The 19,168-nt window shown below is 27.5% G+C and carries 22 protein-coding genes; 18 read left to right on the top strand and 4 right to left on the bottom strand.

Annotation, left to right across the window (positions count from 1 at the left end; translation table 11 throughout):
- Nucleotides 1–475: 475 nt before the first annotated feature.
- Nucleotides 476–1,261 carry a hypothetical protein gene (locus tag OIF33_RS08230; protein ID WP_322503751.1) on the top strand — a complete coding sequence of 262 codons (786 nt, stop codon included), beginning with the start codon at nt 476–478 and terminating at the stop codon, nt 1,259–1,261.
- A 44-nt stretch (nt 1,262–1,305) separates the two neighbouring features.
- Here OIF33_RS08230 and OIF33_RS08225 read toward each other — a convergent pair whose 3' ends face one another.
- Nucleotides 1,306–1,644 carry a DUF3784 domain-containing protein gene (locus tag OIF33_RS08225; RefSeq protein ID WP_322503750.1) on the bottom strand — a complete coding sequence of 113 codons (339 nt, stop codon included), beginning with the start codon at nt 1,642–1,644 and terminating at the stop codon, nt 1,306–1,308.
- Between the two features lie 300 nt (nt 1,645–1,944).
- On the opposite strand from OIF33_RS08225, the gene OIF33_RS08220 reads away from it, so the two are divergent.
- The gene (locus OIF33_RS08220) at nt 1,945–2,295 is read left to right on the top strand and encodes a PH domain-containing protein (protein ID WP_322503749.1); all 351 of its coding nucleotides are present in this window, start codon (nt 1,945–1,947) and stop codon (nt 2,293–2,295) included.
- Nucleotides 2,296–2,521: 226 nt separating this feature from the next.
- Here the strand turns inward: OIF33_RS08220 and OIF33_RS08215 are convergent, their stop codons facing one another.
- Entirely contained in the window at nt 2,522–3,076 is a 555-nt protein-coding gene (locus OIF33_RS08215) for a hypothetical protein (RefSeq protein WP_322503748.1), read from the bottom strand.
- Nucleotides 3,077–3,448: 372 nt separating this feature from the next.
- Here OIF33_RS08215 and OIF33_RS08210 point away from each other — a divergent pair, with 372 nt between their 5' ends.
- The 4 genes from OIF33_RS08210 (at nt 3,449) to OIF33_RS08195 (ending at nt 5,141) form a co-directional block, all read left to right on the top strand.
- Entirely contained in the window at nt 3,449–3,889 is a 441-nt protein-coding gene (locus OIF33_RS08210; RefSeq protein ID WP_322503747.1) for a hypothetical protein, read from the top strand.
- Nucleotides 3,890–4,140: 251 nt separating this feature from the next.
- On the top strand, nt 4,141–4,314 hold the full coding sequence (locus OIF33_RS08205; RefSeq protein WP_322503746.1) for a spore coat associated protein CotJA: 174 nt from the start codon (nt 4,141–4,143) through the stop codon (nt 4,312–4,314).
- A complete protein-coding gene (locus OIF33_RS08200; protein WP_322503745.1) occupies nt 4,311–4,562 on the top strand; it encodes a spore coat protein CotJB in 252 nt (83 codons plus the stop codon). The genes OIF33_RS08205 and OIF33_RS08200 overlap by 4 nt, the downstream gene beginning before the upstream one ends.
- Before the next feature lie 12 nt (nt 4,563–4,574).
- Entirely contained in the window at nt 4,575–5,141 is a 567-nt protein-coding gene (locus OIF33_RS08195; RefSeq protein WP_322503744.1) for a manganese catalase family protein, read from the top strand.
- Between the two features lie 71 nt (nt 5,142–5,212).
- Here OIF33_RS08195 and OIF33_RS08190 read toward each other — a convergent pair whose 3' ends face one another.
- On the bottom strand, nt 5,213–5,350 hold the full coding sequence (locus OIF33_RS08190; protein ID WP_322503743.1) for a hypothetical protein: 138 nt from the start codon (nt 5,348–5,350) through the stop codon (nt 5,213–5,215).
- 140 nt (nt 5,351–5,490) lie between these two features.
- Here OIF33_RS08190 and OIF33_RS08185 point away from each other — a divergent pair, with 140 nt between their 5' ends.
- The 7 genes from OIF33_RS08185 (at nt 5,491) to OIF33_RS08155 (ending at nt 12,494) form a co-directional block, all read left to right on the top strand.
- A complete protein-coding gene (locus tag OIF33_RS08185) occupies nt 5,491–6,111 on the top strand; it encodes a TetR/AcrR family transcriptional regulator (RefSeq protein ID WP_322503742.1) in 621 nt (206 codons plus the stop codon).
- The gene (locus tag OIF33_RS08180) at nt 6,108–6,998 is read left to right on the top strand and encodes an ABC transporter ATP-binding protein (RefSeq protein WP_322503741.1); all 891 of its coding nucleotides are present in this window, start codon (nt 6,108–6,110) and stop codon (nt 6,996–6,998) included. Before OIF33_RS08185 ends, OIF33_RS08180 begins: the two co-directional genes overlap by 4 nt.
- Nucleotides 6,991–7,788 carry an ABC transporter permease subunit gene (locus tag OIF33_RS08175; protein WP_322503740.1) on the top strand — a complete coding sequence of 266 codons (798 nt, stop codon included), beginning with the start codon at nt 6,991–6,993 and terminating at the stop codon, nt 7,786–7,788. The genes OIF33_RS08180 and OIF33_RS08175 overlap by 8 nt, the downstream gene beginning before the upstream one ends.
- 546 nt (nt 7,789–8,334) lie before the next feature.
- On the top strand, nt 8,335–9,159 hold the full coding sequence (locus OIF33_RS08170) for a VanW family protein (RefSeq protein ID WP_322503739.1): 825 nt from the start codon (nt 8,335–8,337) through the stop codon (nt 9,157–9,159).
- Between the two features lie 197 nt (nt 9,160–9,356).
- Complete coding sequence (locus tag OIF33_RS08165; RefSeq protein ID WP_322503738.1) at nt 9,357–9,914, top strand: hypothetical protein; 558 nt, start codon at nt 9,357–9,359, stop codon at nt 9,912–9,914.
- A 327-nt stretch (nt 9,915–10,241) separates the two neighbouring features.
- Nucleotides 10,242–11,228: an ROK family transcriptional regulator gene (locus OIF33_RS08160; RefSeq protein WP_322503737.1), complete on the top strand. Its 987-nt coding sequence runs from the start codon at nt 10,242–10,244 to the stop codon at nt 11,226–11,228.
- Nucleotides 11,229–11,243: 15 nt separating this feature from the next.
- Nucleotides 11,244–12,494: an NUDIX hydrolase gene (locus OIF33_RS08155; RefSeq protein WP_322503736.1), complete on the top strand. Its 1,251-nt coding sequence runs from the start codon at nt 11,244–11,246 to the stop codon at nt 12,492–12,494.
- Nucleotides 12,495–12,848: 354 nt separating this feature from the next.
- Here OIF33_RS08155 and deoC read toward each other — a convergent pair whose 3' ends face one another.
- The gene (gene deoC, locus OIF33_RS08150) at nt 12,849–13,583 is read right to left on the bottom strand and encodes a deoxyribose-phosphate aldolase (protein ID WP_322503735.1); all 735 of its coding nucleotides are present in this window, start codon (nt 13,581–13,583) and stop codon (nt 12,849–12,851) included.
- 343 nt (nt 13,584–13,926) lie between these two features.
- Between deoC and OIF33_RS08145 the strand changes: the two genes are divergently transcribed.
- The 5 genes from OIF33_RS08145 to OIF33_RS08125 all read left to right on the top strand — a co-directional run bounded on the left by OIF33_RS08145 (nt 13,927) and on the right by OIF33_RS08125 (nt 19,163).
- A complete protein-coding gene (locus tag OIF33_RS08145) occupies nt 13,927–14,805 on the top strand; it encodes a MurR/RpiR family transcriptional regulator (RefSeq protein WP_322503734.1) in 879 nt (292 codons plus the stop codon).
- 560 nt (nt 14,806–15,365) lie between these two features.
- On the top strand, nt 15,366–15,632 hold the full coding sequence (locus OIF33_RS08140) for a hypothetical protein (RefSeq protein WP_322503733.1): 267 nt from the start codon (nt 15,366–15,368) through the stop codon (nt 15,630–15,632).
- A gap of 236 nt (nt 15,633–15,868) precedes the next feature.
- Nucleotides 15,869–16,831, top strand: a complete 963-nt coding sequence (locus tag OIF33_RS08135; RefSeq protein ID WP_322503732.1) for an HD domain-containing protein — start codon at nt 15,869–15,871, stop codon at nt 16,829–16,831.
- A 155-nt stretch (nt 16,832–16,986) separates the two neighbouring features.
- Nucleotides 16,987–18,036 (top strand): helix-turn-helix domain-containing protein, encoded by a 1,050-nt coding sequence (locus OIF33_RS08130; RefSeq protein WP_322503731.1) that lies wholly within the window; start codon nt 16,987–16,989, stop codon nt 18,034–18,036.
- Between the two features lie 350 nt (nt 18,037–18,386).
- A complete protein-coding gene (locus tag OIF33_RS08125) occupies nt 18,387–19,163 on the top strand; it encodes a nitroreductase family protein (protein WP_322503730.1) in 777 nt (258 codons plus the stop codon).
- Nucleotides 19,164–19,168 lie beyond the last annotated feature (5 nt).

The following is a 19,168-nucleotide window of genomic DNA, read 5'->3' as shown; positions in this document are numbered from 1 at the left end:
TCTATTATAATAAGCTATGATAAAAAACGACTTAATGTGATTAGTAAATTTTAAAATTTATGGCGTAAAAAAAGAAGTAAGTTTAAGAGGATTTTGATAATAATATAAACTTTATTGCAGTAAATGATGTTGTAGATAGCAAAAAAGAAGAGAATGGCTTTACTACTTTTATGAATATAATAAATGAATGGTATGCAAAAGATAATAGTAAAAAGGCTAATAGATTAGGATCAACTGAAATATCAAAAATATTAACTATAACATACTAAAAGAGCAATTTTTTGTGGGGTTAAGGAAATAAATTATTAGAAATATTTTTAAGTTAATGATTTATTAAGCTTAATAAAGTAGAATAATTATAGAAAGTTTTAAAGAGGAGCTTTGTTTTAAATTTTAAGTTTTATGTAAAAATTAATAATAGTTTAAAACGGAGTCTAAACTTAAGAGATAGAAAACATGACTGTGAGGTGAAAAAATGGATGTTAGAATATACAAAATTGATACAGGATTAACGGGAAAGAACTTTAGTAGTGATAAAAGAACTAATTTTCCTATAGGAGGAAAGACTAATTCCTTCTATTCAGTTGGAAATTTAATGAGAGGATTAGAAGATTATTTCTTACAGGGAAATCTTTATTTTATAGATAATGAAGAGGAATTAGAGAAGTTTGAAAATCCTTTAGGGGATAGATGGATTGCTAAAAAGCAATACTACATAAATCACCCTAAGAAATTTAGAGAGAACTGGCTTATAGAATCAAACAAATTCCACGAATACATATTTAGAGAGCAGCTAGAAGAAATGGCAAATTACTTACATTCTGAGTTAAATATAAATTCTTTAAAAATAGAAGTAGAAGAGGGAAATGATTTTTCAGCATATACAAACTTATCTATTGAAGAGATGAAACTTAATGGTGAAGGAAAAGGAGTATTAAAAGATAATAAAACTTTGGAGATTAATTGGAGTGGAAATGTTGCAGAGAATGATCCAACTACTCAAGTAACTGAGAGTAATGTTAACTTAAATACTGAAGTTAAAGGGAATAAGGTTTTTGATGGTAAGTTAAATGAGTACCTTTGGATAGAGGATTTTAAAGAATTAACTCAAAAGGTTAATGAGGAGAAAGCTTCTAATAAGGAAGATTTTTCACACAACTTAAAAGTAGATAATTCTTTTGAAATGAGTGAAAAAATAGCAAAGAAGATAGGAGTTAATCCTACTTGGCTTAAGAAATGTTGCTTTAAATTAACATATTAGTATTTTCAAAACATAATGAATTAGAAAAGACTAGTTAGCTATAGCTAATTAGTCTTTTTATATTTTTCAAATGCCTTTGTTGGGCTAAGGTGAACATCTTTAAAGAAAACAATTAGCCAAATAATAAAGGCTAGGATTGCACAATACACACTTATAAAATAAGAGAAAAGTGCACCTATAAATAGTATCATTGCCCAGATAAAAAAAGAGTTTCTCATATCTATACTCATTTTCTTTTTATTATACTTTTCTCTTTCTTCTTTAGAAAATGAATTGAATCCACTAATAATTATGGCACCTTTTTCCTTTAAAAAAGCAAAGCAAAGAGAAAAGGCTAAAAAAAGTATTGAGAGTACTAAACATGCTGCTACCCCTATATTCATAATATTTACATCTCCCTAAAAGAAAAATTTAATAAGAATATTCTTTTCTTATACTCTTATTATATTCTTAACTTATTAACAGTTTTGCTATATAATGTTAATAAGTTATTAAATTAAAGGGTAACTTAAGAACAAATATCAAAGGTATTAATAGAAAAACAATTTTAACTAGTACTTTTAGTTAGATTTTGTACAAGCAATCAAGAGTGTTTAAATAAGCAAAGTTAATTCTACTATTAGTGATGTTTTAAGCTATGAAATAGTAGAATTTTTAAAATATTTTATAGAGGGTGATTGAAAATGAATAAACTTTATGATGAGGCAATTAAAAAACTTATTGATGATGAAAGACCATTAGGTTACTTACAATGTTCTATTTTAACTTTTGAATACAGAGAGGTGCATAGACCAGGAGTATTAATAGCAACAAATAAGAGAGTATTTTTCTATGGAGTAAATTCAGGATTAGAGTACACTGAAAGTTTCTTATATAAGGATATTTCATCTATTGAAGAGGAAGAGGGAATATTTAAAGAACACCTAGTTATGTGTGTAGATGGAAAGAGTATTAAGATATCTAATATACTTTCTGGTAATGTTGATGAGTTCATAAGCATTGTAAGAAATAATATTAACATAAAAAAGGACTAGAAAAACTTTGAAAGACTCAAACTAAAGGATTCTAATGAGGAGAAGGTTCTTCTAAAATTATATAAAATAGACTTGCTTGTATTTTAATTCAATAAATAGTAAGTCCATTAATAAAATATACTTGTTAGGTGTTAACCACTGAAATAACAAGAAATAAAAGGGACTATATCAAATTGATATAGTCCCTAGTTAGTTTGTTAGAATTTGTTAAACTTATAAGATTATATTACTTTTTTTCAAATCTAAGTGCTGTTAGAGTATTAGGTCCGTCTGAGATTAATCCAGCTGCATTTGATGATGCAAAAACTGTATATCTAACATCAAAAAGATCAGCATTATTAACATCTACATGTGAAAACGGTATTGCACTTATATCAGCAGCGGAAGTGACATCAATTTGAACACGTAAAGTGTAGATAGTAATAGGATTCATATTAGGTGAATCTTTAACAATACGAATGAATAGGTCTCTTACTGCTTCAACAGTATTATCAATTTGAATTACACCACTTAGCCATACTCTATCTCTTCTTTCTACTTCATCAAAGGTTACTGAAAGTAATTCTACACCTGGAACAGTAGTAGGGATAGGAAGAGCTACTGGATCTCTTTCATCAAATTCGAATTCAACCCTAGTTTCTTCTTTACAAGGTTTGTGATCCTTATCATGGCATTTATCACGGTCCTTATCATGACATTTATCACGGTCCTTATCACGGCAAGGATCACATTTAGCATTACAACAATGGTTAGGCTTTCTATTACAACTCATATCTGACATAACAAATACCTCCTAATTTATCATTTGTTACTATTCACTAATATTATATTAAATATATTAAAAAATGTTGCACGATGTTAAGAATATAAATTATTTTATTATGTCGTATAGTAAAGCATATTTTTTTATTATTTCATCCAATTAACATAATTATATGATTTCTAGAACTTATAATAATGAAATGTCAGTATATAGTTTCAAAAGTAATTTTATACAATTATTATCAGTTAATAAAATAATATTTATAAAAAATATTATTTTTTAATGAATTTCTTTGATAATTACATTTGGTGACAGAAATCACATAGTTTTCTTTTGAAAAGGTCTAACATTAAGAACATAAATTAAGTTGAATTAAAGGAGGATTGCTTTATGTGTGATTTAGCAAAAAAATTTCAAGGAGAAAAAAAATTAGAAATTCTAGAAAAACAAACAATTGAATATATTAAGGAAAGATTAGTAAGTTTAATTGGTGTTAGTAAAATTCAAAAAATAGAAGCTAATGAGCTTTTTAAGGATACTTTACATAATAGTGATGCATTTGAAGACAGAGGAGAAATTGAAGAAGTAGATGAGGAATTACCATTAGCTTATAAAAAAGAAAATCTTATTGAGCTTTTAAAAAATTTAAATGATACTACTGATTATAAAGAATCAATAAATTTAGTAAAACCTTTATTTGAAGGTATAGGAAATAATTCTATAGATTATCTTGGAATAAACAAGTTAAAAAGTAGCTTAACTAATGAATTAAAGGATTGTTGTGATAAAGATGCATTAGTGAATGAATGGATAAAATATTTATGTGAATAAATCATAAAAGATTATATAAATTTATATTTAAAGTTAGTGTTTATTAATATTTTTGCATGCTTATTCTTTTAGTTATGGAAAAATATTAGTAAATATAATTAAGTTTTAAAATAAAATGTACTCTATAAAGTAGATGGTATAAGATAAGGCTACTTTATAGAGTTTTTTTGTTTATAGTATGATTAAAATGTAACACCATTTTGGTTATTGACATAGTATATTAATATAAAAAAACAAAGGAAGGATATAATATGTCTCACTGTATGGATAAAACTATTAATTTAGAGTATGCACGTGCATATGTATTGCCTCAAAAGTATGAAAATTTATATTCGGTCTGTAAGGGATTCTGGAAAGGAACAATATTTAAAGATTTATATAGACCTTATAAAGAAAAAAGAAATGATGATGAGGTGAGTTTATGAAAGCACTTGAATTATTAGATGAAATACGAAAGTTTCAATTTTATGCAATAGAATTAAATCTTTATCTTGATAATTTCCCAGAGAATAAGGAAGCTACAGAGGATTTTAGACAAATTTCTTCAAAATTGGGTGAATTATTTGCGCAGTTTGAATCTGAATATGGACCTATAAGAAATTTTGGACAGGCTTATGTAGAAAATCCAGAGTGTTGGGTAAATCAACCTTGGCCTTGGGAAATTAAACGTTAGGAGGATTTAATTATGTGGTATTATGTAAAAACCTTAGAATATCCAATAAACTTAAAGTGTAATGATCTTAAAATGGCAAAGTTTTTAATATCTCAATATGGTGGTCCTGATGGTGAATTAAGTGCAGCACTTAGATATCTAAACCAAAGATATACAATGCCAACAAATAAATCAAAAGCTTTATTAACTGATATAGGAACAGAAGAGATGGCTCATGTAGAAATGATTGGAACTATGATTTATCAGTTAATGGAAAATGCGTCCGTTGAAGAGATAAAGAAAGCAGGACTAGGTGAGCGTTACACAGACCATGGGAAAGCATTATTTTATTCTGATGCTCAAGGAAATCCATGGACAGCAAGCTACATTCAAGCAAAAGGAGATGTTGTAGCCGATTTACATGAAGATATGGCAGCGGAGGAAAAAGCTAGAGCAACTTACCAATGGCTTATAAACTTAACCGATGATCAAGATATAAAGGAAATCTTACGTTTCTTAAGACAAAGAGAAATTGTTCACTTCCAAAGATTCGGTGAAGCATTAATGGATGTTCAAGATAAGTTAAAATGTAAAAAGTAAATAGAAGTAAAAGAATCTTATTTTGGACTGAGTCCAATTAAATATGCGTTATTAAAAAAGGTTCTTAATTTCTAATAAGCCGCACACTTAAATTCGATTGGTGTGCGGTTATTTAGTTTAGTTATTTTAGTATTTTCTAATCCCTCTAAATACATTTCTAAAGCTTTTAATTTTATTTCAATTGGATAATTCACAATTTTCCTATACATAAAAACACTTCCTTTACTACTAGAGCACCAAGATAAATCCTAAATTATCTTCATGAGGAATAAGATTATGGGTCTTCTCTAAAACGGTCAATGATAATACAATTATATTAACCGATTCGGTAAATGGGAGGAGGATAGAATTGAATCAAAAGTTTTTCAATTTAACTAAGGAAAAGCAAAAAGCCATTATTGATGCAGGATACAGAGTTTTTTCAGAGAATAAATATAATAAATCACCTATGTCAGAAATAGCAGCAGAAGCAGGTATATCTAAGTCCTTATTGTTTCATTATTTTACTAACAAAAAGGAGTTTTATTTATACTTATATGATTATGGAACAAACTTAATTTTAGAAGTTGCTAATAAAGAGAGTGTGTTTAATGAAACAGACCTTTTCAAATTATATTTACAAGGGGCAAAATGTAAGTTAGGAGTATTTAAAGAGCATCCTGATCTTTTTAATTTCATGCTACGTGCTTACTATGAAGAGGATATGCAAGTAGCTAAGGATATAGCAGAGAGAAATAGTTCTATGATGCAGTTTAGAGATAATAATTATTTTAAAAACATAGATACAAGTAAATTTAAGGATGATATAGATATTCAGGAGTTATTTAATATGATAACTTGGTGTGCAGAGGGCTACATGAAGAATAAGTGTAAGAATCAACCTCTAGATTTAAATGAACTTGAAGAAGGATATATTAAGATGTTAAATTTCTTTAAAAGAAATAGTTATAAGGAGGAGTATTTAAAGTGAATGTAATTGAGATAAAAAACCTTACAAAAGATTATGGGAATAACAAAGGTATTTTTAATGTTAATCTTTCAGTAAAAAAGGGAGAGGTCTTTGGATTTCTAGGGCCTAATGGAGCAGGGAAAACTACAACAATAAGAAACTTAATGGGATTTATTCATCCTGACAAAGGGGCATGTTCAATAAATGAAATAGATTGTAGCAAGGAAAGTTATAAGATTCAGGACAATCTAGGATATCTTCCAGGAGAGATTGCTTTTATGGATGATATGACAGGAATTGAATTTATTCGCTTTATAGCTGACATGAAAGGTTTAAAGGATTTTAGTAGAGCTAATGAGTTAATTAAGGAATTCGAGTTAGATACAAAGGGGAAGATTAAGAAGATGTCCAAAGGGATGAAGCAAAAAATAGGCATAGTATGTGCCTTTATGAGTAATCCTGACATATTAATTCTTGATGAGCCAACAAGTGGATTAGACCCACTTATGCAAAATAAATTTGTAGATCTTATTTTATCAGAAAAGGAAAAGGGAAAAACAATATTTATGTCCTCACATATTTTTGATGAAGTAGAAAAAACTTGTGATAGAACAGCCATAATTAAGGATGGCCATGTTGTGGCAGTGGAAAATATGAAGACCTTATCCAATTCAAAACATAAGTCTTATGTGATTACCTTCTTAAATGATGAAGGAGCTAAGGAATTTTCTAAGGAAAATTTTAAAATAAAAGAGGTTATAGGAAATGTTGTAACTGTGGAAGTAAAGGGTGATATAAATCCTTTCATAAAAACTTTAAGCAAATACTCAATAAAGAACCTTGATGTGAAAACTCAAAGCTTAGAGGAATTATTTATGCATTTTTATGGAGGTGAAAACAATGCTTAGTTTAACCTTATTTAAGAGAGATATAAAATCAAATTATAAACTTATAATTATATTTTTAGCAATATTAACTTTGTACTCTGTAAGCATTGTTTACATGTATGATCCTAAAACAACTAGTGCCTTTGAGGAAATGGCAAAGAGCATGCCAGAAATTATGAAAGCCTTTGGTATGGCATCAGTGGGAGCTAACCTTACTGAATATATAGCAAATTATTTATATGGATTTATAATTCTTATGTTCCCAATAATTTTTATAATAATCTTAGGAAATAAGCTAATAATATCTTATGTAGATAGAGGTTCTATGGCATATTTATTAGCCACACCAAACAAGAGAGTTAAAATAGCTCTAACTCAAGCACTATTTATGTGGGTAGCAAGTGCTATTTTACTTATATACACAACAGGACTAATAATATTTTTCTCTAATAGTCTTCATGGTGGAGAGTTAGATATTAAAACTTTTATTCTTATAAATGTAGTTTTATATTTCATCCAAATTGCAGTAAGTGGTATATGTTTCTTTGCATCATGTATAAGCAATGACACCAAGCTTTACTTCACAATTGGAGCTGGAGTACCAATACTATTTTACCTACTACAAGCCCTAGCTAATGTGGGAGATAAACTTGAAAACCTAAAGTATTTCACTCTGTTTACCTTATTTAACACAGGAGATATTATTGCTGGAAAAAGCATAGCAATGCCAATAGGAGCCTCATTACTTATAGCTTTAGCTTTCTACGGAGCAGGCATATATATTTTCTCAAAAAGAGATTTATATTTATAAAATAAAGAGTAGAGATTTATATCATTTCAAAATTAAGGGGCTGTATCAAAACTCAGATATAAAACTTATAAATATACTCAGAGAATTACTGAATTTTAAGTGAAAGTCCAAATTTTAATTTGGATTCTTGAACTTATCCAATGGAACTTTAGTTACATTGGAGTCATTATTTATAAAAATTACTCCGAAGATTTTATTAAAGCGAAAAACTCCCTTCGGTCAAACAGTTTCGCTTCTTAACGTAAAATCTTCTACGTAATAGCTTAAATTCTAAAGTTCATCCAGATATTCTCTTCATATTATTTATAAGTTTTATTAATGAGTTATTCTGATACAGCTCCTCTTTTATAATTTGATATGTAGCACTTAAATTAAACACTACTTAAGTAACTTAGATTTTTAAGTAAAATATTGAAATTAGAACAGAATAACTTGCAATATCCTATTATTGAAATGATATCCATAATATTGTAAAATGTAGAGGTCATGAATTGAAATATATTCTACATAATAGTGGTAGAGATAGTATGGTATAGGGAGATTAGAATGCAAAAGAAGTTATTAAGTCAAAGAGGACCAATATTTTATTTTTTAGCCGTCTGGTATAGACGTATACTTAGATACAAGCAGTGGTATTTTAGTTCTATTAAGTTTGCAAAGGAAAGAGATTTTAATAAACTACCATATAGAGTTAAAAAGCATCAATCAGTTTTAATCAGAAAATTAGGAGATAGTGATATACAATTACAGCTTAATAAGGTTGAGAACTTAAAGATAGCTATAAAAAAGATAGATGGAATTATAATCAGACCAGGAGAAGTTTTTTCATTTTGTAAAATAGTAGGACTTCCAACAAAAGCTAAAGGATATCTTCCAGGAATGGAGCTTTGTTTTGGTGAGGCAAGACCAGGTATTGGAGGAGGATTGTGTCAAATTGCAAATCTTTTAAATTGGCTTACAATACATAGTCCTCTCACTGTAATAGAAAGGCACCATCACAGTTTTGACCCATTTCCAGATGACGGAAGGGTACTTCCTTTTGGTAGTGGTGCTACTATATTTTATAACTATGGAGATTTTCAGGTGAAAAATAATACAAGCCATACTTTTCAAATAAATCTTTGGATGAGTGAAAAATGTTTAGAAGGGGAACTTAGGATAGATGAAGAGCTTGACTTTGGATATCATGTGTTTGAAAAGAATCATAAATTTTTAAAAATTGAAGATAATTATTATAGAAAAAATGAAATCTGGAGAAATAAGATAGCTAAGTTTGAAGGTGGTAGGATTTTAGATACTGAACTTATTACTAAAAACTGTGCTTTAGTAAAGTATATTCCAAAGGAATTCGAAGAGGAAGAGTATTCATAATATGGATACTCTTTTATTTTAGGCTCTGTTTTAGGAAAATGTTGATTTTTAGTTTTATTTCAAAATCAAAAAAATCTCAAATGTAATAATGTCTATTAATTTTAATGAGAATAAAATATTTAAAATTACTAAATATATATATATATGAAATTTATTAGAGTAGATTTAGATGTAATTACAAAGGAGTTAGAAAAACTATGGGAAGAAAAACAAAGCGTTTAGTAATTTTTTTTATGCTTATAATGATGGCAACAACTAATGTAGCATATGCACAGACTAACATATCATATGAACAAGAAAAAACAAGCACAGTGCAACCTTATGGACCTAAAGTAGAAGATTTAAAGAGTAAAGATGTTATTGTTAAAAATTTGCAAAACATAAAGAGAATAAGAGGGAACTTAACTTCTGTTAATATAACTGAGAATTCCACACCTGAAAATTTAAAAGATACCTATAAGTATTTAGATTATTATATCCAAGAGTTCAATGAAATTAAAAAAAGCTTAGAGACTAATATAACCACATATAGAGATTCTTTTTCAGATGTATTTTTCTCTGAACAAGTTTTATTTATAGCTGAAAGTTATATTATAAGTTTAAGGCAGCAGCAAAACTTAATAAATTCATTACAAGAGCAAAAAATAGATGCTAAAAAACTATTTTATTCAAGTTATCTAATACCTGTATATTATTATCTTAATTTAGGAGATCAGATGACAGCATATATTGATACTTATTTTGTAGTATCATAAGTGAATTAAGAAAGGCTTATAAAATTTAGTTTGAATTTGTAATAAATATTTAAAACTAGATGAATCACGAGGATACCTAATTTTATTTTATAATGAATTATAGTGAAGAATTTTTATGGAGAAATAAAATTAAAAGAAGTTTGAAAAATATTAAAATAAGCTAATGATATGTGTTGATATCATTAGCTTATTTTAATATTACTAAGGAAATATAAATTAATTAAAAAATAAAGATCTAATATTGACAATTAAAATAGAAACTGTTTAAATTAAATTATTAAAACACTTTTTAAAACTGTTTTAAAAAGTTTGGAGGACTTAAAATAAATGGCAAATTCAGTGACTATAAAAAGTTTAAATATTAAAACCATCTATGAAGTATTAAAAGAAAATGAATCTATGAGCAAAACAGATATAGCTAAATATACAGGATTAAGCTTTCCAACTGTTAGTACAATCATAGAACACTTAATTGAAAAAGAAGAAGTAATTGAGGTTGGATTAAAAAGCTCATTAGGTGGAAGATGTGCAAAAAAATATAGTCTTAATCCAATGTATGCAGTTTCTTTATTATTATATTTAGAAGGTAATAAAATAAATTGGATATTAAATGATTTCTGCAGAAATAAAATAGATTCTGAAACTGTAGTATTAAAAAATAGTATAGTTGAACAAATCGATGGTATAGTATCTTTAACAAAATCTAAGTATTCTCAGTTAGCAAGTATAGTAATTGGTATTGCAAGTAATGTTGTTAATGGGAAAGTAGAATCATACTTAGAATATGAAGAGCTAAAAGAGGTAGATATAATTAAATATTTTAAAGAAAAATACAATATACCTATAGAAATAGAAAATGATATGAATGTTGCAATTAATGGATACTGGGAAAGACATAATAATAAAGACAAAGAAGTAATTGTTAACATATATATGGGTGATAATGGAGTAGGTGCAGGAATGATCTTTGGCGGCAAGGTGTGGAAAGGTGCAACTAGCTTTGCTGGAGAGATACATTATCTTCCTATAGATGATAATAATTTAAGTTATTGTAAAAAGGGCTTTCATGGAATTGATATTGTTGAGTATTATGGCAAAATAATTCAATCATATATAGCCTTGGTGAATCCTAATTTAATAGTAATATACAATAATTTATTTATATCAGATAAATTAGAAGAAATAATAGATTATTGTAAGCTTAGGGTTCCGCAAGAAGTAATGCCAGAGCTTATTTTATCTGATGAATTCATAAGTGACTATGAGTATGGATTAGGCAAAATTGCAATTAACTTAATTGATAGTAAAAATTAAATTGGGGGAGATTATATGAGATATTCACATGTAGTATTTGATATTGATGGCACTTTAATAGATTCAGAGAGTGCTATTCTAAAATCATTGCAAAAAATTGTATTAGAAGAGAAAGGCATAAGAAAGAATTTAGATGATTTAAGATTTTCACTAGGTATTCCAGGCAAATATGCTTTAGAAAAGTTAGAAATTGAAGACTTTGAAGGGGTAGAGGAAAGGTGGAATAACTACTTTAATGATTATTCTGATGAAGTAGACCTTTTTGTTCAGGTAAGACAGATAGTACAAGCCTTGAAGTCAAATGGTATAAAGCTAGGAATTATAACATCTAAGACTAAAAAGGAATATGAAGATGACTTTTTAAGATTTGGGATACATCCATATTTTGATGCAGTAATTTGTGCTGATGATACTATGAAGCATAAACCAGATGGAGAGCCAATGGAAAAGTATTTAGAAATAACTAATGCTAAAAAAAGCGATGTAATTTACATTGGTGATTCAATTTATGATATGCAGTGTGCTAAAAATGCAGGTGTTGACTCTGCATTAGCATTATGGGGAGCAAATGATGCAGAAAAAATAGAAGCAACTTATAGGTTAAAAGAGCCCAAAGAAATTCTAGATATTTTAATTGAAAAATATAAAGCAAATAAAGATTGGCTAGATTGGGCTATAGAGTTACAGTACTTAGCACAAGTTGGACTAACATACTCAAAGGATTCCTTTGACTTAGAAAGATTTCAAAGGATTCGTGAGATATCATGCGAAATTGTTGCTGCAAAGACAGCATTAAACTTTGAAAAAGTAAATGATTTATTTTGCAATGAAACTGGCTTCCAAACACCTAAGTTAGACACAAGAGCAGCAATCTTTAAAGACAATAAAATATTACTAGTAAAAGAATCAAGCACAAACACTTGGTCTTTACCAGGAGGATGGGTTGACGTTAATCAATCTATTTATTCAAATACAATTAAAGAAGTAAAAGAAGAAGCAGGACTTGATGTTATTCCAAGCAAAATAATAGCTGTCCAAGATAGAAACAAACATAATATACCAAGATATGCATATGGAATATGTAAGGTCTTTGTACTTTGTAAGTTAGTAGGTGGAGAATTTAAGCTCAACATTGAAACCTCTGAAAGTAAGTTTTTTGCACTAGATGAATTACCTAATTTAGCCTTAGAGAAAAACAATGAATCTCAAATTCAAATGTGCTTTTTAGCATCCAAAGATCATAATTGGGAAACTGTGTTTGACTAAGGTATAGAAGAGAAATAAGAATGTTTTTACTTAATATAAGATAAAATATATCACAAATAGTAGAGCATTTTACTAAAATTGGACAATTGAATATATAAAATAATATGTATAATATAAAGTTCCTCAACAACAAGCTTTAATGTAGTTAAGGAACTTTTTCTTATAGTATTTGTTAAATAATTATAAAAAGATAAAATTATAATACATAAATTAATATAAGTGAAAATTAATTTATGATAAAGATAATAGTTAAATAGACATTTTTAATATAAAAGGAGTTTTAATCAATATTAAAGTACCTATTAAATCTACGAACTCTAGAAAATGAGACTCGTGGATTTATCTTTATGTTATTTAATAAATTTCATTGTTAGATACTTCTTTATTTGAGATACCTAAAACAATTGAAGTTGATTTATATCCAATTCCCATACGATCAATTCCCATATCAATTAATCTAAAAAAGTGTTCTTGTGTTCTTATTGCACCAGACCCCTTTACTTTACAACGACCTTTTGCAGTATCCATCATTACTTGGATTATTTCTGGTGTCGCTCCATTTGATTCAAAACCAGTTAGGAATCCAGTCGATGTTTTAATAAAGTCAGCACCTGCTGAAATTGCTGCTTCTGTAGCCTTTTTAACCTGCTCAACGTTTAATGCATCTGTTTCAAAAATAACCTTAACAATAACACTATATTTGTGGCATACATCTACAACTGCTTTAATATCTGATGTAACTTTATCCCAAAGTCCACTTCTAATCCATCCATAATTAGCAACTATGTCTAATTCTTCGATTCCATAAGAACAGCAATCTTCAGCTTGTCTCACTTTTGATTTTGTAGTTGATGTACCAAATGGGAAATCGCAAACTACACATATACCTGTTTTTGTTCCTTTGGTTAATTCCTTTGCTATTTCAATTGATGATGGATTTATACAAACTGTTTTACACTTGTAATCTATTCCTTCTTGAATATATTTTCTTATTTCTTCTTGAGTAAACTCAGGTTTTAAAACGGATTGATCAATATAAGCACCTAATTCTTCCATTGTCATTTCAATAGCTTTTTTTGTTGGTTTCATATCTTCTTACAGTGCTTAATTTTATACTTAGTATTCATAAAATTTTTAAATACTATTTAAGCACCCTCCTTTGATTAAAGTTTATTGTAGTTTTACTACTTTGTCAATAATAATTTGTAGTAAAACTATTTAAAAAGTGAAATAGCTACTATACAATAACAGTGACAAGGGACAAAATATTTAAGACGGATTTTTATGTTAGGAAATATTCTTATTGTTTTGCTATAGAAAATAAATTTTGTTAGATTTATATAAAAATAATAATATCAATAATTTTAGTAGTTTTACTACTGCGTTATAAGATATAATTAATAAAACTACTAAAATTGAGGATGTGTATAAATTGGAAAATAATGAATCATATGAGCAAAAAATAAAGAGTTTATATAATACCTTAAGTTCTTCAGAGAAAAAAGTTGCAGATTTTGTTTTGTCAAATGGTTATGCTATATCAACAATGTCATTAAATAAATTATCTACAGAAATAGGTGTAAGTGAACCTACTATTATTAGATTTGTGAAAAAAATAGGATGCACTGGATATAGTGAATTTAAAATGAATTTAATGAAAGATTGGGGTAGAAAATCTGTATCTGAAAAAAGTGAACCTAATTTACTGGTAGACTTACACATTAATAAAGATGAAAAATTAGAAGATATACCACAGAAAATGATAGGAATTACAATAAAAGCCTTAGAAGATACATTGAAATTAATTGATTTTGAAAAATATAGGAAGGCAATTGAGCTAATATGTAATGCTAATATTATAGATGTTTATGGTGTAGGTAACTCTGGGAGCATCGCAAGTGACATCATGAATAAATTAATTCGTATAGGACTAAATTGCAGATCATATCCAGATAATCATGTGCAACAAATTTATGCAAGTCACTTAACTGATAAAGATGTTGCTATTGCCATATCTCATTCTGGTAACACAATAGATACAGTAAATGTATTAAAAATTGCAAAAGAAGCTGGAGCTAAGACAATTGCATTAACAAACTTTAGGGCATCAGCTATTTCTGATTATGCAGATATTGTTTTTTATACTGGTGATGTAGAAACAACATTTTATAGTGAAACAATGGTTTCACGTATATCACAATTAGCAATTGTAGATATGCTTTATATGGGAATATTGTTAGAGAATTTTGAGTCATCTACAAAAAAACTAGAAAAAATAAATATGTTAGTAAAAGAAAAAAATTATCAATAGATTAGATTATATAAAAATTAAAATTAGAAAACTATATTCAACTAATATAAGTTAATATTATTATAAATTAATATATAAGACAGCTGTAACTATTGAAATTAAATAGTTAAGAAAAGTAAATAAAATTATAAATTATGATTTATTAGATTATATAAATAAAGGAGACAGAATATCTGTAAAATATACTAATTTATTATATTTAAAACTAAGAATGAAAATAAGTTGTTTTAACATAGTAATTGTATATAGTATATAGCTAAAAAATAGTTATAAATTTTTAGTAATGAGGAGAATTTATAATATGAAAAGATTTATTGCTTTTGTAGTTTGTGGAACTATAGCATTATCTATTACTTCTTGTGGAAATGGTCTAAAAAAAATCAGAAGAAAAAAGTACAAAAAGAGCTATTAGTGAAAATGTCACAGAAAACTCTAATACTCTTAAAGAGTGTAAAACACTTAAGGATGCAGAAAAAATAGTAGGGTTTAAAGCTACAATACGTAAGATTATTCCTGAGGGATATGTTCAAAATGCCATTTATACTATAGATGATAAGTGTATGGGAATAATTTATTTAAATGAAGAAAGCAAAATATTTTTCCGTCAGGCTGAAGGGAAAGATGATATTAGTGGTGACTATAATAAATATAATGAAATTAATACTATGACGATTAATGGATTAGAGGTTAGTACAAAAGGTAATAACGACAAAGTCAATGTTGCTAAATGGACAAATAAAGATTTCACATTTGCTATTAGTACTAATTCTTCGGAAGATGGTATTGAAAAAGATATAATTACTGATATGATAAATAGCATTAAATAAAGAAGTTTAAGTTTTATTACTAGTATAATGATTTTCTTAATCCAAAAAAACTGGGCAAATAATTTTAAAACTTATATAATTAAAAATATAAACTGTCTTTAATAGAAAATATAACTAAGTTTTTTTAGATTATATATTATTAAAGGCAGTTTTTATTATAGCAAAAATGGAACTGTATTAAAGGTAAATAGATTTTATAATATAATTACTAGCTGGGAATCAAGAGGAGAATAAAAATGAAACATTCAGAATGCATATTTTCATGTGTTAAATATATTGAAGATCATATTACAGAGTCTTTAACATCAGATGAAATAGCAAAAGTAATGGGATATTCCACATATCATTTTTCAAGGATATTTAAAGAGGAAATGGGAGTATCTATTATGGAATACCTTAAAGATAGAAGACTTTTAAAGGCTGTAGAAGATATTATTTTAGGAGAAAGGATACTTGATGTTGCAATAAAATACGGATATGAAACAAATAATGGCTTTACAAAAGCTTTTCGTAAAAAGTATGGATTTTCTCCAGCAGGTATTAAATTATTTGATATAAAAAAAGTTCAAATAGAGAATGGAGGAGAGTATTATATGGATAAAATTTATGAGAATGCAAATATGTTTTTAAAACATACAGAGTATTATAAAGAGCCTGAAGAACTATATAATCAGTTAGTTAAAAGTGTTGAAGAAAATAAATTGTTTAATGATTTTACTAGGTTAGAGAAAGCATACCACTTAGCTTGTCTTGCTCATAAAAATCAAAAAAGAAAATCAGATGAAGACTATGTTACTCACTCTATTAATGTAGCTATTATATTAGCTGAAATGGAAACTGATGAGGAAACAATAATAGCAGGATTATTACATGATATTATGGAGGAAAAAACTCCAGTTACATTAAAAATGGTAGAGGAGACTTTTTCACCATCATTAGCAAAAATCATAGAGAATACAACAAAAGCTTATGATCCATCTTTGGAAATAAAAGAGGAAGATGATTTTTATGATAGTGTTAGTTTAATTAGATTAGCAGATCGCCTTCATAATATGAGAACAATTCAATTTACTGAACCTGAAAAATGGAGAGAGAAAGCCAAAGAAGCAATAGAGATGTTTTCACCAATAGCAGCAAAGCTTAATAAATCAAAATTAAAAGCAGAACTAGATAATTTAGCATTGAAGTATGTTAATTAGGAATAATTGAGTCTACCCCTTAACAACTTAACTTATAGTTAAGTTATTTAATTTTAAATTAACTATTATTCAATTGTAGAGGAGTATCTCCCTTGATAAAATAGTAATATCAAAAGCTTTTGTTATTATTATCCAAACAAGGAGTAGATATTATAATGAGAATAAATCAGGTTATAAAAGAAAAGAGAAATGCTCAAGGGTTAACTCAAGAGCAAGTTGCTATGTATCTTGGAGTATCAACTCCAGCAGTGAATAAATGGGAGAAGGGGACTTGCTATCCTGATATAACCATATTACCAGCTTTAGCAAGACTTCTAAGAGTTGATTTAAATACATTACTTTCATTTAAGGAAGATTTATCGGAACAAGAAATATGTATTTTTGTAAATGAGCTAGTAAAAATAGCAAGTAATGATGGATTTGATATAGCTTTTGAAAAAGCCATAGATAAAATCTATGAGTATCCTACTTGTGATAAATTAATTTTGACAGTTGCTACAGTTTTGCAGGGAAGTATGTACATGTTTGGTACTGAGAATAGAGAAAAATACGAAAAGCAAATAGAAGAGTTTTATGTTAAGGTTACAAAAAGTGATGATATAGAGATTAGAAATCAAGCAGTTTCTATGCTTATAAATATATATTTAGGAAGAAAAGAGTATGAAAAAGCACAAGAGTGCATTGATAAATTGCCTGATATTACTTATGATAAGAAGCAATTACAAGGAAATATTTATAGTAAATCTGGTGAATTTCAAAAGGCTGCTGAGCTTTTTGAACATAAGTTACTTTCAGCTACAACTGATATATTCACTAGTTTAATGGCTATGATGGAAATAGCATTAAAAGAAGGGCGCAATGAGGATGCTAAGCACTTTGCAGAAATTTCAGAAAAGACAACAAAGTTATATGATCTATGGGAATACAATTCACATATTGGTTATTTTGAATTATATAAGTCAGAAAAAGATGTAGATAACTTTTTACCTATATTAAAGAAAACATTAGATTCAATGAGCAAGAAGTGGGATCCATCAAAATCTAAATTATATAAGCACATAAAGACTAAGGAAAATGAGGATGGATTTAATGAACAACTTCTTTCAAACTTTATAAGCATGCTAAAAAATGATAAGAGTGATGAATTAGATTTTTTAAAGGATAATGATGAATTCCATAAATTATTAAATAACGCTTTAAAGTAAAATTTTTAGGATATAGCAAAGATTCAGAGATAAAAAATTATTATATAGGGTATTTACTATAGTTAAAATTTATTAGAAACTATTGATTATATTCACAAGGTATTAGATACCTAAATGTAGGTAATAAAAAATAGTAGCCTTTCGATTACAAGATTGGGCTACTATTTTTTTATTTTTAAAAATTTTTATATAGTGATTAAGTAAAATAACAGGAAAGATTCTATATATAGTTATTGTAAAAATATATTTTCAAAATTTAATGGTAAACAAATTCTTTACCAATAAACATAAAAAAATAACTATCTGCTATAATGGTTTAAATAAATAAACCAAAGGGAGATGGATATATTATGAAAGAAGAACATATAATTGAAGTTAATAAAAATCTTTGTATTGGATGTGGTCTTTGTAAAAAGGATTGTCCAGCAAATAATATAATTATTAAAGAAAAAAAGGCAGTAATAAAAGACCAACTTTGTATAAAATGTGGTCATTGTGAAGCAATATGTCCAAAAGCAGCTATCACATTAACTGGATTTAAGGAAAAACCAATGGAATTTACGGAACAAACTACTTTAAATCCAAATGAATTGTTAATGGCTCTTAAAACAAGAAGAACAATTCGTCACTTTAAAAATAAAGAAGTTCCTTCAGAAATTGTAGAGAAAATTATTGAAGCGGGTAGATTAACACCTAGTGCTAAAAATGCACAGGATATATCATACATTGTTTTAGGTAAAGATAAAGGAAAGTATGAGGAAGTTGCAGTACAATTTTTTAAAAGAATACAACCAATTGCAAGCTTTTTTATGAAAAGTGCAAAAGAGGTTACAATTGATGATAACTTCTTTTTCAAGAAAGCTCCTATAGTAATAATGGTAGTAACAAAGGATAAAATAAGTGGTTCACTTGCAGCAGCAAACATGGCTTTAATGGCTGAGTCTTGTGGCTTGGGTGTATTATATAGTGGATTTTTTACAACTGTAGTAAAATACTCACCAAAGCTACGTAGACTTTTAAATCTAAAACATAAGGATAATGTGGTGACAACTTTAGTGCTTGGATATCCAGATGTGAAATATATACGTACTGCACCAAAAGAGGAAGCTGCGGTTAGATATTTATAAATGTT

Origin of the sequence: Clostridium sp. LIBA-8841, assembly GCF_034439435.1 — a bacterium.
Lineage (GTDB): Bacteria > Bacillota > Clostridia > Clostridiales > Clostridiaceae > Sarcina.
This window is presented reverse-complemented; position numbering and strand designations above follow the sequence as displayed.